This is a genomic window from Mycobacterium sp. (assembly GCF_049647605.1).
GTDB lineage: Bacteria > Actinomycetota > Actinomycetes > Mycobacteriales > Mycobacteriaceae > Mycobacterium.
Genome location: NZ_JBARXZ010000096.1, coordinates 1 through 12,195 on the forward strand (window position 1 = coordinate 1; position 12,195 = coordinate 12,195).

Sequence of the window (12,195 nt, forward strand, 5' to 3'; positions counted from 1 at the left end):
CGAGCTGACGCAGCACCACGAGCTGCCGCCACATCGCGAGCTGCCACCGCAGCACGAGCCGCACACCGAGCGGATCCCGATGCCCGGGTTCCTCACCGAGCCGGCCCCGCCGGTTCCGGCGCCGAGCCCGGCGTTGCCGGTGCCTTACCGGCCGGAAGTACCGCAGACGCCTTATCCGGACCTGTCGACGACATCGTTGCTGCGTCAGCAGAAGACGCCACCGGCCAGCGGATGGCGCCGCGCCCTGTATGTGGCGTCGGGCAAGCTGATCAATGTCGGTGAGAGCCCGCGAGATATTCACCGCGGCAACCTGATCGCACACGTCAACCAGCCGTTGGCGGGCTGCTACCGGATTGCGGTGGTGTCGCTCAAGGGCGGGGTCGGCAAGACCACCATCACGGCCACCCTCGGTTCGACGTTCGCCTCGGTGCGCGGTGATCGGGTGGTTGCCGTCGATGCCAATCCGGACCGCGGCACCCTGAGTCAGAAGGTGCCGCTGGAGACGTCGGCCACCGTGCGCAACCTGCTGCGCGATGCCGGTCGGATCCAGAGTTACAGCGACATCCGGGGTTACACGTCTCAGGGGCCGAGCCGGCTGGAGGTGCTGGCCTCAGAAACCGATCCGGCGGTGTCAGAAGCGTTCAGCGCCGACGATTACGCCCGGACCCTGCACGTGCTGGAGAAGTTCTACAGCCTGGTGCTCACCGACTGCGGTACCGGACTGATGCATTCGGCGATGGCTGCGGTCCTCGCCAAGGCGGACACCCTCGTGGTGGTCAGTTCGGGTTCGGTCGACGGTGCCCGCAGCGCGTCGGCGACATTGGACTGGCTTGATGCGCACGGCCATCAGGATCTGGTGCAGAACTCGGTGGCGGTGATCAACGCGGTGCGTCCCCGTTCCGGGAAGGTCGACATCCAGAAGGTCGTCGACCACTTCTCACGTCGGTGCCGCGCGGTGCAGCTGGTGCCCTTCGACCCGCACCTGGAGGAGGGCGCGGAGATCGATCTCGATCGTCTCAAACGGGAAACCCGGGAGGCGCTGCTCGAGCTGGCGGCGGTGGTCGCCGACGGCTTTCCCAGCACCAATCGCGGTGGCACTCCGCTGATCTGAGGCCACCCGGGTGGTTATGACCGCGGCTTGTTGTCCGGATGGTTGAGCCTCCACAGAAACTCGGGATCATCGTCCGGCCCGATGGTGCGGGACGTCGGACGGTTCGCACGAGCCGTGTAGACACGCCAGCCGACGTACACCGCTGCGGCCAGTAGGACTAGCAGGACCAGGAACGACACGAATAACCTCCTTGGTCCAAATATACGCGTGTCGGTAGGCTCGGGTTCGTGGTTGATGAGCGCCGGACCGGCCAGATGGTGATCGACGTGGTGGCTTACACGGTGGCGCGCCTGCTGTTGGTGGCGGCCTTGGCGGCCGTGATCTTCTTCGGCGCGCAGCTGCTCGGGATCACGGAATTCCCCTTGGTGATTGCGATCTTGTTCTCGATCGTCATCGCGTTGCCGTTGGGCATCTGGGTTTTTGCGCCGCTGCGCCGGCGGGCCACCGCCAGCATCGCCGCCGTCGACGAACGCCGGAGACAGGACCGTGCCCAATTGCAGGCGCGGTTGCGTGGCGAGGATTCACCGGGCAAGTGAACCGGGCAAGTGACCGCGGCCACCATCGACTCTGCCGTCACTGAAAAGCGGTAACGACAAAAGAGGAGGCGACCCGAATACGGGCCGCCTCCTCTTGTCCACCGGGATCATCGGACGTTGACGTAGATGGTCTGCACCTGCTTGGCGCCGAACTGGTAGTCGTTGCCGGCGTAACCCTTGCTGGCCTTGGCGTTCAGATCGTTGTGAGTGAACGTGGGTCCCTGGCCGACGGACACCACCGCCGCCTCACTCAGCGGCTTGTTGCTGAGGCGGTTGACGATCACCTTGTACCCCTGGCTCTCCAGGGAGGAGATGGTGTCCTGCGCGTTCCCAGCGCCAGTCGGTGCCGCGATCGAGGGTGCCGCCAAGCCGATAGCGCCGGCGGCCAGTGCGGTTGCGATTGCGGTGGCAAATCCAAACTTCTTCATTTTGATGCTTCCCTCTTGAGTGCCTGCGGGCGAATCGTGGCTCTCGTGAGTCTCGGTTCGCGATCGGTTTGTCCGATCTGACCTGTTAAACCGGCAGCTCAGGGGATTAATTCCATTGGCGGCATTTGATCGGCCAGTGGCAGGATCATGCCCATCAGCGGGGAAATTTCGGTGACGTGGCGCACAATTTCGGTGCCGTTCAGCAAATCGACCCACCTCGGCCGGAGAAGGTTGGCAGTCAGACGCCGGCAGTCAGGGCCGCGGCAATGGCAACCGACCACACCAGCATGGTGAGCCCCGTGTCGCGCAACACCGGAATCAGTGCCGGCCCACCCTTGCCGGTGGTGACCGGCCGGGAGGCGCGTACCGCCAGGGGTGCGGCGAGGAACCCGGCAAGCGCCCATGGCGTCGCCAGAGCCAAGCCCACCGTCGCGAGACCGGCCACCGCGAGCAGTGCCACGTAGAGCCTCCGGGTACGGGTGTCGCCGAGTCGCACCGCCAGCGTGATCTTCCCCGATTCGGTGTCGGTGGGGATGTCCCGCAGGTTGTTGGCCACCAACACCGCCGACGACAGGCAACCCATCGCGACGGCGGCGACGAGGCCGACCCAGTCGACGGCCAATGCCTGGGTGTACTGCGTGCCCAGTACCGCCACCAGACCGAAGAACACAAAAACGGCGATCTCACCGAAACCCAAGTAGCCGTAAGGCTTCGAGCCGCCGGTGTAGAACCAGGCGCCCGCGAGGCAGACCACGCCCACCGCGATCAGCCACGGATTGCTCACCAGGGCCAGCGCCAGCCCGGCCAGCGCCGCCACCACCAGGGCGACCACTGCCGCCGTCAGCACCGAGCGGGGTGACGCCACTTTCGACCCGACCAACCGCAGCGGGCCGGCCCGCACATCGTCGGTGCCGCGGATGCCGTCGGAGTAGTCGTTGGCGTAGTTGACTCCCACGATCAGGGCCAGAGCCACCAACAGTGCCAGGAGTGCCCGCCACCACACGAACCCGCCCAGCCAGGCGGCGGCGCCGGTACCGGCGATGACGGGCGCGACGGCGTTCGGCAGGGTCCGGGGACGGGCGCCTTCGATCCATTGCGCGATGGTGGCCATGGCGATGATCGTCCCATGGGCGTCATCGCTCAGCTGTTGGACGTCAGGCCGACCACCAGGTTGAGGGTCATCGCCAGGATCACCGCGCCCAGTAGAAAGGACAGCAGGGCGTGGGTGAGGGCGGTGGAGCGGATCGCCCGGCTACGCAGGTTGGTGTCCGACACCTGGTAGGTCATACCGAGCGTGAACGCCAGATAGGCAAAATCGCTGTAGGCCGGCTTCTCGTCCTGGTTGAAGTCGATCGCCGCGGGTGGCCCCGTGTAGTACTGACGGGCGTAGCGCAGCATGAAGACCGTGTGCACCGCGAACCACGAGGCGGCCACCGACAGGATCCCGACGACGGCGGCCGCCACGTCGCCACCTCTGGTGGACTCCGCGGCCAGCAGATAGCCGACCCCGCCGAGGCTGCCCACACTGGCCAGCAGCATCACCACCTGCGTGAAACCGCGGGTGGAGTCCTCCTCGTGGGCGTGGCGGGCATGTTCTTCGGTCTGCGTGGCATCCATGCGGCCCACCAGCAGCCAGGTCCAGGCCAGATAGATCGAGGCGAGCACCACCCACCCGGCGGCGGGGGCGTAGGGCACCCCGGCGGTGCCGGCCACCACCGCCGCCGCGGCGCCGCCGCCGACAACCGCTCCGGCCAGGCGAACCGCGGCGGGACCGTCTGCGCTGAGTACCGACCCAACAGTCATGACGGCAGTCAACCACCGCCGCCGCTGACCGGCAGCGACTCGATACACCAGAATGGGCAACCCCGAGTGCCGGTCGCCACGATCCTTGACAGGTGTCAATCCGATGCGGCAATACTGAGCGGATGAAGACTCCGATCTGCGAACGGTTCGGCATCGAGTTTCCGCTGTTCGCGTTCAGCCACTGTCGCGATGTGGTGGCCGCGGTGACCAACGCCGGCGGGTTCGGGGTACTCGGTGGCACGGCCTTCACCCCCGAACGGCTCGAGCAGGAACTCGCCTGGATCGACTGCGAGGTGCGGGGCCGGCCCTACGGCGTCGACATCATCGTGCCCGCCAAGTTCGAGGGCAAAGGGGAGTCGTTGTCGACTCAGCAGCTGATTGACCGGATCCCCGCCGAGCATCGCACGTTTGTTGCCGAACTCCTTGCTGCCCACGATATTCCAGCAGATGATCGGCCGCGGCTGGGCGGCTCGAATCTCTCCGGTGACACCGGAGAGCAGCTGCTCGAGGTGGCGCTGCGCCACCCGATCTCCATGATGGCCAACGCCCTCGGGGTGCCTCCGGCATACATGATCGAGGCCGGTGCCGGCAGCGGCGTCCCGGTGGCCGCACTCGTCGGCGCAAAAGAACACGCGATCAAGCAGGTCAACGCCGGGGTGGACGTGATCATCGCGCAGGGCACCGAGGCCGGTGGGCACTGCGGTGAGGTGTCGACGCTGGTGCTGGTGCCCGAAGTCCTGGAGGCACTGGCGGCCACCGCGGCAGGCAAGGATGTTCCGGTGCTGGCGGCCGGGGGCATCGTGACGGGACGGCAGATGGCCGCCTGTGTGGCCATGGGAGCGGCCGGGGCATGGACGGGGTCGGTGTGGTTGACGACAGAGGAGGCCGAGACCGCACCGCACACGGTGCAGAAGATGCTGGCTGCGTCCTCGCGTGACACGGTCCGCTCGCCGGCGCGCACTGGAAAGCCCGCGCGGCAACTGGTCTCGGACTGGACCGACGCCTGGCAGCCGAGCAGCGACGGGCACGCCGCGCTGCCGCTTCCACTGCAGAACATGTTGGTCGAGCCGGTATTGCGTCGAGTGGACAAACTTGCCGCGCAGGGGCATCCGGGAGCTCAAGCGCTGGCCACGTACTTCGTGGGCCAGGGCGTCGGGTTGATGAACAAGGTCAAGCCCGCCCGCGAAGTCGTGTTCGAGTTCATCGAGGACTACGTTGCGGCGGCGCAACGTCTGGGTTCTTCGCTGGAGGGCTGACCACCCCGGTGGCCTCGGTCAGCCAGGTCTCGTCGTGCAGGTAACGCCACGCCAGGCGGGCGGTGTCGGCGGCGAATGTCGGGGCCAGTGCGGCCGCAGCGTCGGCGTCGGCGTGACTGGCGATCCAGGCGGTCAACATGATGCGGCGCAGCATCACAAAAGTCGACACCAGGTCGAGGTGCTCGTCGGGAAGCGTGCGCACCTGCCGGTAGCCGCGTAGCCAGTCGGCGATGATCAGCTCGGCCTCCGGGGTGTCCTCGATGAACGACACCACCGCCCCCAGATCGGCCAGATGCCAGGACCAGCCGCAGTCATCGAAATCGATGACGGTGATCGGTGCGCCCGGGTCGGCGGGGTCCACCATCAGATTGGCCATCCGCAGATCGGCGTGTACCAGGCCGAACCGGTCCGGGCCGGAGCCGAAGTTGCGGAGCCGATCACCGATCCGGTCGGCCGCGCGCTGGATGAGCGCGGTGTCGTCGTCGCCGAGGCCAGGTGCGGTGCGCCAGTCACCCCACCGCGCCCCCGGGCCGATCATGGTGTCGAAATCCCAGCGGAATCGGGTGAAGTAATCCGGGGCCTGCCAGGTCTGCACGTGATTGTGCATGACGGCGGTCAGGCGGCCCAGCTGATCGAACCCGGCAGCGTCCGGCCGCTCCTCGGCGGTGCAGCCGGCGATGAACGACACCGCGTCCACATGCAGGACCACACCGTCGACGACGGCGGCCACCACCTCGCGGCCGTCGACAGCCGGGATCAGATGCGGTGTCACAACCGAGGTTTCGTCGCGCAGTGCGGCCATCCAGCTCAGTTCCGAACGGATCGCCGACAGTGAGTGGTAGCCGGGCCGGTGCACCCGCAACACGATGGGATCGGGTCCGTCCACCAGGTAGGTGGCGTTCTCCGACAGGCTCAGCAGCCGCAGCGGTGCCCGGGTGTCGTGGCCGTAGGCCGACAGCGCCGCGCGGGCGAACTCCTCATGGTTGGGCGGCAGTCCGGACATCACAACAGTGTGTCTCATCACTGCGCGGTCCGCCCGGTGATGGCATCGTAGGGGGCGCTATGAGCTTCTCCAACATCATGGACTCCAACAGTTACTCCGCGGGTTCCGCCGGCGCGGCCGAGCCGCTGATCGCTGCCCGCGAGAAGGTGCTGGGCCCGGCCTACCGGCTGTTCTACGAGCGTCCGGTGCACCTGGTACGCGGGCAGGGCAGCTACCTGTTCGACGCCGACGGTCGGCGCTACCTCGACGCGTACAACAACGTCGCCAGCGTCGGGCATTGCAACCAGCACGTGGTGGAGGCGGTCACGCGTCAGCTCTCGACGTTGAACACCCACACCCGATACCTGCATCAGCTGATCGTCGACTACTCGCAGCGGCTGCTGGCGACGATGCCGCCGGAGCTCGACCGGGTGATGTACGGATGCACCGGCTCGGAGGTCAACGACCTCGCCCTGCGGGTGGCCGAAACATCCACCGGTGCAACAGGTGTCATCGTGACCGGCGAGGCGTACCACGGGAACACCGCGGCCGTCACCGCCATTTCGCCGTCACTGGGTGGCGTCGCGTCGCTGGGGGCGCACGTTCGTGCGGTCGCCGCACCGGACAGTTACCGCATCCCGGCATCCGAACGGGCGCAGCGGTTCGCCGCCGATGTCGCCGCGGCGTGTGACGACCTCACCGCGGCCGGCCACGGGGTGTCCTGTCTGATCGTGGACACGATCTTCTCCTCCGACGGCATCTACACCGACGCCAGCGTGCTCGGGCCCGCCGTCGACGTGGTGCGTGCCCGTGGTGCCGTGTTCATCGCCGACGAGGTACAGCCCGGATTCGCCCGCACCGGGGACTCGATGTGGGGTTTCCAGCGCCACGCGGTGACCCCGGACCTGGTGACGGCCGGCAAACCGATGGGCAACGGGATGCCGGTGGCTGCCCTGGCGGCCCGCTCCGAGGTTCTCGAGCCGTTTGCGGACAAAGTGCCGTATTTCAACACCTTTGGCGGCAATCCCGTGTCGATGGCCGCGGCCGCCGCGGTTCTCGATGTGATCGAGAACGACCGGCTGATGGACAGTGCGGCTCGGGTGGGCGCGCAGCTGCAACAGGAACTGTCGCGGATCGCGCTCCAGCACCCGAGCATCGGTGATGTCCGGGGCGCCGGTCTGTACATCGGTGTCGAGATCGTCAGCGACCCCGACACCATGGAACCCGATCGAGCGGCGGCCCGCCGGCTGGTGAATGCGCTGCGGGAGCGGCAGGTCCTGCTGTCGGTGTGCGGACGCGACGGCAATGTCCTGAAAATACGTCCACCGCTGGTGTTCTCGGCCTCCGACGTGGACTGGTTCTGCACCGAGTTCGAGAACGTCCTGCTCAGCCGGTAGCCAACGGGAGCCGCACCTCGAACCGGGCGCCGGCATCGAGGTTCATTGCCGACAGTGTGCCGTGGTGCGCCTGCACCAGCCCGGCGGCAATCGCCAGTCCCAGGCCTGATCCGCTCGGCAGCGACGAATCCGCCCGCGGGACCCGACCGTTGGAACCGCGGTAGGCGACGTCGAACACCCGTGCCAGGTCCTCGTCGTTGATGCCGACGCCGGTGTCGTCGACCCGCGCCCAGGCGCCCTGGTCGTCGCAGCCCAGGCCGAGTCTGACGGTCCCCCCGGCAGGGGTGTGGGCGATGGCATTGGCCACCAGATTGGACAACACCCGCACCAGCGCGCAGGCACTGCCGATCACGGTGACCGCGGAACCGGACAGCTCGGAACGCAACAGCACCCCGGCGCGGTCGGCGGTGATACGGTGCGCGGCCACCACGTCGTCCACCACTTCGTCGAGGGCCACCCGGTCATGGGGCGGGATGATGGCTCCGGCGTTGATCTTCGACATCTCGAACAGGTCGTCGACCATTTCGGATAGCCGGATCGATTCCTGTTCGATGCGTTTGGCGTACTCGTGAACTTCGTGATCGCTGACCACCCCGTCGGCGATGGCTTCGGACACCGCCCGGATGCCGGCCAGCGGGGTCCGCAGGTCGTGGCTGACAAACGCGACCAGCCTGCGCAGGGACTCTTCGGCGCCACGCTCGGCGTCGCGGATCTCGCGTTCCCAGACGGTGCGCCGGGCCTGGTAGCGCCCCAACATCACCGCGGCGGGGATCGTCACCACCGCCACGATGACCAGGACCACGGCTGTCTGCTCGAAGTTGTCGGTGAGGATGAACCCGCTGGCGCCGAGGACCCCGGTGAACGTGGCCACCACCGGGATCAGCACCAGAACCACCATGCTGAGGGCCAACGACCAGGATCGGGCCAGCCTGATGATCAGGGCACCCGCCAGCACCACCGGCACCGAACAGGCCAGCGAGATCACCGCTATCTCACTGGTCGGCATCGCCGCTCCACCGGTAGCCGCGACCCCACACGGTCTGCAGTTGATGCTGATCTCCGAGCTTCGCGCGCAGCCGTTTGACGTGCACCGTCACGGTGGACAGATCGCCGTAGTCCCAGTGCCATACCCGGGCCAGCAGTTCCTCGCGGGAGAACACCGTGTCGGTGTGGGTGAGGAAGAACATCAAGAGGTCGAATTCGCGGTTGGTCAGCCCGACCCGATGTCCGCTCACACAGACGGTCCGTGAGGCCGAGGATACCGACAGCTGACCGACGGTGATCTCGAGACCCACGGCACCCACCGGCGACGGCGAGCGACGTAACACCGATTGCACCCGCAGCGCCAGCTCGCGCGGGCTGAACGGTTTGGTCACGTAGTCGTCGGCACCGGCTTCGAGGCCGGCGATACGGTCGGCCTCTTCTCCGAGGGCGGTCAGGAGAATCACCGGGACGCTGAAATCGCCGCCTTGGCGCAGGCTGCGGCACAGGGTCAGGCCGTCGGGTCCGGGCATCATCACGTCGAGGACCGCTACGTCGATCCGCTCGGCGCCGAGCATGCGCAATGCATCGGTGCCGTTGTCGGCAACGGCGACGGCGAGCCCGTCGCGCTCCAGGTAGCGGCGCACGACGTCTCGGACGACCACGTCGTCGTCGGCGATCAGCACGCGAGCAGCCATGGACCTGAAAGTAACCACCGCGCCTCCTTCTGAAACCCGGCCGGGTGGGCGGATGTCAGTGATTCGTCACCGGCTCCCGATCAGATGGGTTCCGCATCTCTGCCGAGCGCGCGGGTTTGCACGCAACACGCCGGAGACTTCTGTACAAATGCGTGCCCTCGGCCTCGAAGAAATCAGCCGTGGCGGTATCGGGTCGGTTCAGGGTGCCCGGCTGTCGCACACTGTGCACATGCCCCACTCGCTGCGACATGTGTTGGCGCTGTCGGCGCCCCTCGGCTTGGCGTTCATTCCGCTGGGGATGGCCCTGGGTTTTGTGGTGGTCCACGCCGGGCTGGATTGGTGGTGGGCGCCGACGTTTGCCGCCGTCATCTATGCGGGGTCGCTGGAGTTCCTGATGGTGCCGCTGGCGGCGGCCGGGGCGCCGGTGGCCACGGTCGCGTTGACGACTGCGGTGGTCAACGCCCGCCACGTGTTCTACGCGCTGTCGTTCCCCCTGCACCGGGTACGCGGCGCCTTGGGCAAGCTGTACAGCACCTACACCCTGTCCGACGAGGCGTACGCCGTCGGGGTCAGCCCGGAGGCCCGCGGCTGGACCTCGCGGCCGATCTTGTTGATGCAGGCCTGCTTTCAGCTGCTCTGGGTGACGGGGGCGACGCTCGGCGGCCTGCTCGGCGAGGCGTTGCCCGTCGAACGCCTCGAAGGGCTGGACTTCGCGTTGACCGCGCTGTTTGTCGTGCTGGCCATCGATGCCTACCGGCAGCGGCCCGATCCGGTGACCGCGGCCGCGGCAGCGGTGTGCGCGGTGGTTGCCTGGGTGCTGGTTCCGGGGCAGCTGTTGGTGTGCGCGTTCGCGGGATTCACGGCGGTATTGTTGGTGCGCAAGCACTTCGGTGGTCCACTCGATGCCTGACAACGGTCACATCGCGCTGCTGGTAGTGGTCAGTGCCGCGGTGACGTGGGCATTGCGTGCGCTGCCGTTTGCGGTACTGGCGCCCATGCGGCACAGCGCGGTGGTGCGTTACCTGTCCGTGCACATGCCGGTCGGGGTGATGGTGATGTTGGCCATCTACACCCTGACCACCGCCCGCCACGCCACCGCACCGGAGATGTTGTTCCTGGCGATCGGCGTGGTCGTCACCGGCGGTCTGCATCTGTGGCGCCGGCAGGCGGTGCTGAGCATCATGGTCGGCACCATCACCTACGTCACCCTGGTATCCACGTTCGGGTGACGCCCAGGAGCGACCGTGAGCGTGGTCAGGACTGGTTGGCCCGCCACTTCAGCATCGACTCCAGGGTGCTGAAGTCGTAACCCGCTGCAGTGGGCCGGATTTCCGTGAGGATCAGGGTGGCGCCGGCCGCGACGTAGGAGTCGGCACTGTGTTGGTCCTCCCACGTCACCGAACGCTCGATATCGGCGCCGTCGCGGCCGAACCCGGCGGCCAGTTCGTCCACGCGAGCGCTGGCCTGCCGGAACTCCTCGATGGGCAGGAAGGCATGCCAGATGTCGGCGTGCCGGGCCACCGCGGGCAGGGTTCGCTTCTGGCCGGCGCCGCCGATCAGGATCGGGATGTGCCGCACCGGCGCCGGATCGAGCCGGCGTAGCCGAGCCTCGATGCGCAGCAGCCCCTCGTCGAACAGGTCCATCCGTGATTTGACAGTTCCGTACTCGTAACCGTAGGTGGTGTAATCCTTTTCGTACCATCCCGCCCCCACGCCCAGGATCGTGCGGCCGCCGCTGATGTGGTCGACGGTACGTGCCATATCGGCCAGCAGATCGGGATTGCGGTAGCCGATGCCGCTGACCAGCAGTCCGATCTCGGCGCGGGACGTGATCTCGCCCCAGGAAGCCAGTGCTGTCCAGCCTTCGAAGTTCGGTACGTCGGGTTGGGTGTCAGCCAGGGTGGGTTTGCCGTCGACGGGGGCGCTGAAGTTCGGCGCATGGAAATGGTCGTAGCCGAAGATGACGTCGGAGCCCAGTTCCTCGGCGCGCAGCACCGCGGCGCGCCACGTCCGGTAGTCCGGTGTGCCGCCGGGTGTCAACTGAACACCGATCCGAATCGGTCGCGACATGCTCGGTCTCCTCGCCTGGGTGGATTGTGCTCTTCCCTGGCACAAGTCGATCGGCGACCGGGCTATTCCGAGAGGCGTGATTCGGCTCACGCTGATCCCGAGTCCCGGCGGGCATCAGTACAGCTGAGTGCGCATGGCGTCCTCGCTGAAGTGAGCCTCCAGCTCGGCCAGGCTCAGGCCGGCGTCGATGGCCTTGATCATCTGCGCGACGCTGGGCAGCGCCGTCGGGTTCCAGGACTCCGGCTTCCAGGCATCGGAGCGCAGGAAAGCCTTGGCGCAGTGGAAGAACACCTCTTCGATGGAGATCTCCAGTGCCAGGATCGGCCGCTTCCCGGACACGATCAGGCTGTCGAAGTAGTCGGCGTCGGAGACGATGCAAGCGCCGCCGTTGATCCGCAGCGTGTCACCGCGGCCGGGAAGCAGGAACAGGGTGCCGGCGCGGGGGCGTTGCAGCACATTCAAGTAGCCGTCGACCCGTTTGTTCCCGGGGCGCTCGGGGATGGCGATGGTGGTGTCGTCGATGATATGCACAAATCCCGGCGGGTCACCCTTCGGGGAGACGTCGATATTGCCGTCGGTGTCGGTGGTCGCCACAAAACACAGCGGTGAGTGCGCCAGCCAGTCACGGTGGATCGGCCCGAGCCTGGTGGCGACCTTGTTCTTCACGGCGTCGTTGGGTTCGCCGACGATGGCTCGGAGCTCTTCGACGGTGCTGACTTCCTGGCGCATGCTGTTCATGATGCTCGCTCCGGTCGCGCCGTGGCGGGTTCCCTTGCGATCTCACCGAGCCTGTGGGTGACCCCCGGCCCGGGCCTGCGGTGGTGGCGGCCGGAGGCGCTCGGCCAGGGCGCGCCGGTCCACCTTCCCGATGCCGCGGCGTGGCAGTTCGTCGACAACATGTACCTCCCGCGGCGCCGCGGTGACGTCCAGGGT

General features: G+C 67.2%; 15 protein-coding genes and 1 pseudogene. 6 read left to right on the forward strand and 10 right to left on the reverse strand.

Annotation, left to right across the window (positions count from 1 at the left end):
• Positions 1 to 4: 4 nt before the first annotated feature.
• Positions 5 to 1,111 (forward strand): MinD/ParA family ATP-binding protein, encoded by a 1,107-nt coding sequence (locus tag WBB07_RS12160; protein ID WP_526307993.1) that lies wholly within the window; start codon positions 5 to 7, stop codon positions 1,109 to 1,111.
• 14 nt (positions 1,112 to 1,125) lie between these two features.
• On the opposite strand, the gene WBB07_RS12165 is transcribed toward WBB07_RS12160, so the two are convergent.
• Positions 1,126 to 1,290 carry a hypothetical protein gene (locus WBB07_RS12165; RefSeq protein WP_526307967.1) on the reverse strand — a complete coding sequence of 55 codons (165 nt, stop codon included), beginning with the start codon at positions 1,288 to 1,290 and terminating at the stop codon, positions 1,126 to 1,128.
• Positions 1,291 to 1,365: 75 nt separating this feature from the next.
• Between WBB07_RS12165 and WBB07_RS12170 the strand changes: the two genes are divergently transcribed.
• Positions 1,366 to 1,647 (forward strand): DUF4229 domain-containing protein, encoded by a 282-nt coding sequence (locus tag WBB07_RS12170; RefSeq protein WP_526307995.1) that lies wholly within the window; start codon positions 1,366 to 1,368, stop codon positions 1,645 to 1,647.
• Between the two features lie 107 nt (positions 1,648 to 1,754).
• Here the strand turns inward: WBB07_RS12170 and WBB07_RS12175 are convergent, their stop codons facing one another.
• From WBB07_RS12175 to WBB07_RS12185, 3 genes are all read right to left on the reverse strand, one after another.
• Entirely contained in the window at positions 1,755 to 2,075 is a 321-nt protein-coding gene (locus tag WBB07_RS12175; RefSeq protein ID WP_526307969.1) for a hypothetical protein, read from the reverse strand.
• Between the two features lie 238 nt (positions 2,076 to 2,313).
• Entirely contained in the window at positions 2,314 to 3,186 is an 873-nt protein-coding gene (locus WBB07_RS12180; RefSeq protein ID WP_526307971.1) for a 1,4-dihydroxy-2-naphthoate polyprenyltransferase, read from the reverse strand.
• Between the two features lie 29 nt (positions 3,187 to 3,215).
• Positions 3,216 to 3,878 (reverse strand): DUF1345 domain-containing protein, encoded by a 663-nt coding sequence (locus WBB07_RS12185; RefSeq protein WP_526307973.1) that lies wholly within the window; start codon positions 3,876 to 3,878, stop codon positions 3,216 to 3,218.
• 122 nt (positions 3,879 to 4,000) lie between these two features.
• Between WBB07_RS12185 and WBB07_RS12190 the strand changes: the two genes are divergently transcribed.
• The gene (locus WBB07_RS12190; RefSeq protein WP_526307975.1) at positions 4,001 to 5,134 is read left to right on the forward strand and encodes a nitronate monooxygenase; all 1,134 of its coding nucleotides are present in this window, start codon (positions 4,001 to 4,003) and stop codon (positions 5,132 to 5,134) included.
• Here the strand turns inward: WBB07_RS12190 and WBB07_RS12195 are convergent.
• On the reverse strand, positions 5,079 to 6,137 hold the full coding sequence (locus tag WBB07_RS12195; RefSeq protein ID WP_526307977.1) for a phosphotransferase enzyme family protein: 1,059 nt from the start codon (positions 6,135 to 6,137) through the stop codon (positions 5,079 to 5,081). The two genes, WBB07_RS12190 and WBB07_RS12195, sit on opposite strands and share 56 nt — an antisense overlap.
• A gap of 59 nt (positions 6,138 to 6,196) precedes the next feature.
• On the opposite strand from WBB07_RS12195, the gene WBB07_RS12200 reads away from it, so the two are divergent.
• Positions 6,197 to 7,513: a class-III pyridoxal-phosphate-dependent aminotransferase gene (locus WBB07_RS12200; RefSeq protein WP_526307979.1), complete on the forward strand. Its 1,317-nt coding sequence runs from the start codon at positions 6,197 to 6,199 to the stop codon at positions 7,511 to 7,513.
• On the opposite strand, the gene WBB07_RS12205 is transcribed toward WBB07_RS12200, so the two are convergent.
• Together WBB07_RS12205 and WBB07_RS12210 are read right to left on the reverse strand one after the other, a co-directional pair.
• Positions 7,503 to 8,519: a sensor histidine kinase gene (locus WBB07_RS12205; RefSeq protein WP_526307981.1), complete on the reverse strand. Its 1,017-nt coding sequence runs from the start codon at positions 8,517 to 8,519 to the stop codon at positions 7,503 to 7,505. The genes WBB07_RS12200 and WBB07_RS12205 overlap by 11 nt on opposite strands.
• Positions 8,506 to 9,192 carry a response regulator transcription factor gene (locus tag WBB07_RS12210; protein WP_526307983.1) on the reverse strand — a complete coding sequence of 229 codons (687 nt, stop codon included), beginning with the start codon at positions 9,190 to 9,192 and terminating at the stop codon, positions 8,506 to 8,508. Before WBB07_RS12210 ends, WBB07_RS12205 begins: the two co-directional genes overlap by 14 nt.
• Positions 9,193 to 9,421: 229 nt before the next feature.
• On the opposite strand from WBB07_RS12210, the gene WBB07_RS12215 reads away from it, so the two are divergent.
• Positions 9,422 to 10,102 carry an AzlC family ABC transporter permease gene (locus WBB07_RS12215; RefSeq protein WP_526307985.1) on the forward strand — a complete coding sequence of 227 codons (681 nt, stop codon included), beginning with the start codon at positions 9,422 to 9,424 and terminating at the stop codon, positions 10,100 to 10,102.
• Positions 10,095 to 10,421: a branched-chain amino acid transport AzlD family protein gene (locus WBB07_RS12220; protein WP_526307987.1), complete on the forward strand. Its 327-nt coding sequence runs from the start codon at positions 10,095 to 10,097 to the stop codon at positions 10,419 to 10,421. Before WBB07_RS12215 ends, WBB07_RS12220 begins: the two co-directional genes overlap by 8 nt.
• Positions 10,422 to 10,446: 25 nt before the next feature.
• On the opposite strand, the gene WBB07_RS12225 is transcribed toward WBB07_RS12220, so the two are convergent.
• The 3 genes and pseudogenes from WBB07_RS12225 to WBB07_RS12235 all read right to left on the reverse strand — a co-directional run.
• Positions 10,447 to 11,262, reverse strand: a complete 816-nt coding sequence (locus WBB07_RS12225; protein WP_526307989.1) for an LLM class F420-dependent oxidoreductase — start codon at positions 11,260 to 11,262, stop codon at positions 10,447 to 10,449.
• A 114-nt stretch (positions 11,263 to 11,376) separates the two neighbouring features.
• Positions 11,377 to 11,991 carry a pyridoxamine 5'-phosphate oxidase family protein gene (locus tag WBB07_RS12230; RefSeq protein WP_526307991.1) on the reverse strand — a complete coding sequence of 205 codons (615 nt, stop codon included), beginning with the start codon at positions 11,989 to 11,991 and terminating at the stop codon, positions 11,377 to 11,379.
• A gap of 51 nt (positions 11,992 to 12,042) precedes the next feature.
• Positions 12,043 to 12,195, reverse strand: a pseudogene (locus tag WBB07_RS12235) (hypothetical protein); the annotation flags it as partial.

Excerpts from the sequence above, each read along its gene's own strand:
- WBB07_RS12170 (WP_526307995.1), top strand. The coding sequence starts at position 1,366 with ATGGTGATCGACGTGGTGGCTTACACGGTGGCGCGCCTGCTGTTGGTG.
- WBB07_RS12175 (WP_526307969.1), bottom strand. The coding sequence starts at position 2,075 with ATGAAGAAGTTTGGATTTGCCACCGCAATCGCAACCGCACTGGCCGCC.
- WBB07_RS12180 (WP_526307971.1), bottom strand. The coding sequence starts at position 3,186 with ATGGCCACCATCGCGCAATGGATCGAAGGCGCCCGTCCCCGGACCCTG.
- WBB07_RS12185 (WP_526307973.1), bottom strand. The coding sequence starts at position 3,878 with ATGACTGTTGGGTCGGTACTCAGCGCAGACGGTCCCGCCGCGGTTCGC.
- WBB07_RS12190 (WP_526307975.1), top strand. The coding sequence starts at position 4,001 with ATGAAGACTCCGATCTGCGAACGGTTCGGCATCGAGTTTCCGCTGTTC.
- WBB07_RS12195 (WP_526307977.1), bottom strand. The coding sequence starts at position 6,137 with ATGTCCGGACTGCCGCCCAACCATGAGGAGTTCGCCCGCGCGGCGCTG.
- WBB07_RS12200 (WP_526307979.1), top strand. The coding sequence starts at position 6,197 with ATGAGCTTCTCCAACATCATGGACTCCAACAGTTACTCCGCGGGTTCC.
- WBB07_RS12205 (WP_526307981.1), bottom strand. The coding sequence starts at position 8,519 with ATGCCGACCAGTGAGATAGCGGTGATCTCGCTGGCCTGTTCGGTGCCG.
- WBB07_RS12210 (WP_526307983.1), bottom strand. The coding sequence starts at position 9,192 with ATGGCTGCTCGCGTGCTGATCGCCGACGACGACGTGGTCGTCCGAGAC.
- WBB07_RS12215 (WP_526307985.1), top strand. The coding sequence starts at position 9,422 with ATGCCCCACTCGCTGCGACATGTGTTGGCGCTGTCGGCGCCCCTCGGC.
- WBB07_RS12220 (WP_526307987.1), top strand. The coding sequence starts at position 10,095 with ATGCCTGACAACGGTCACATCGCGCTGCTGGTAGTGGTCAGTGCCGCG.
- WBB07_RS12225 (WP_526307989.1), bottom strand. The coding sequence starts at position 11,262 with ATGTCGCGACCGATTCGGATCGGTGTTCAGTTGACACCCGGCGGCACA.
- WBB07_RS12230 (WP_526307991.1), bottom strand. The coding sequence starts at position 11,991 with ATGCGCCAGGAAGTCAGCACCGTCGAAGAGCTCCGAGCCATCGTCGGC.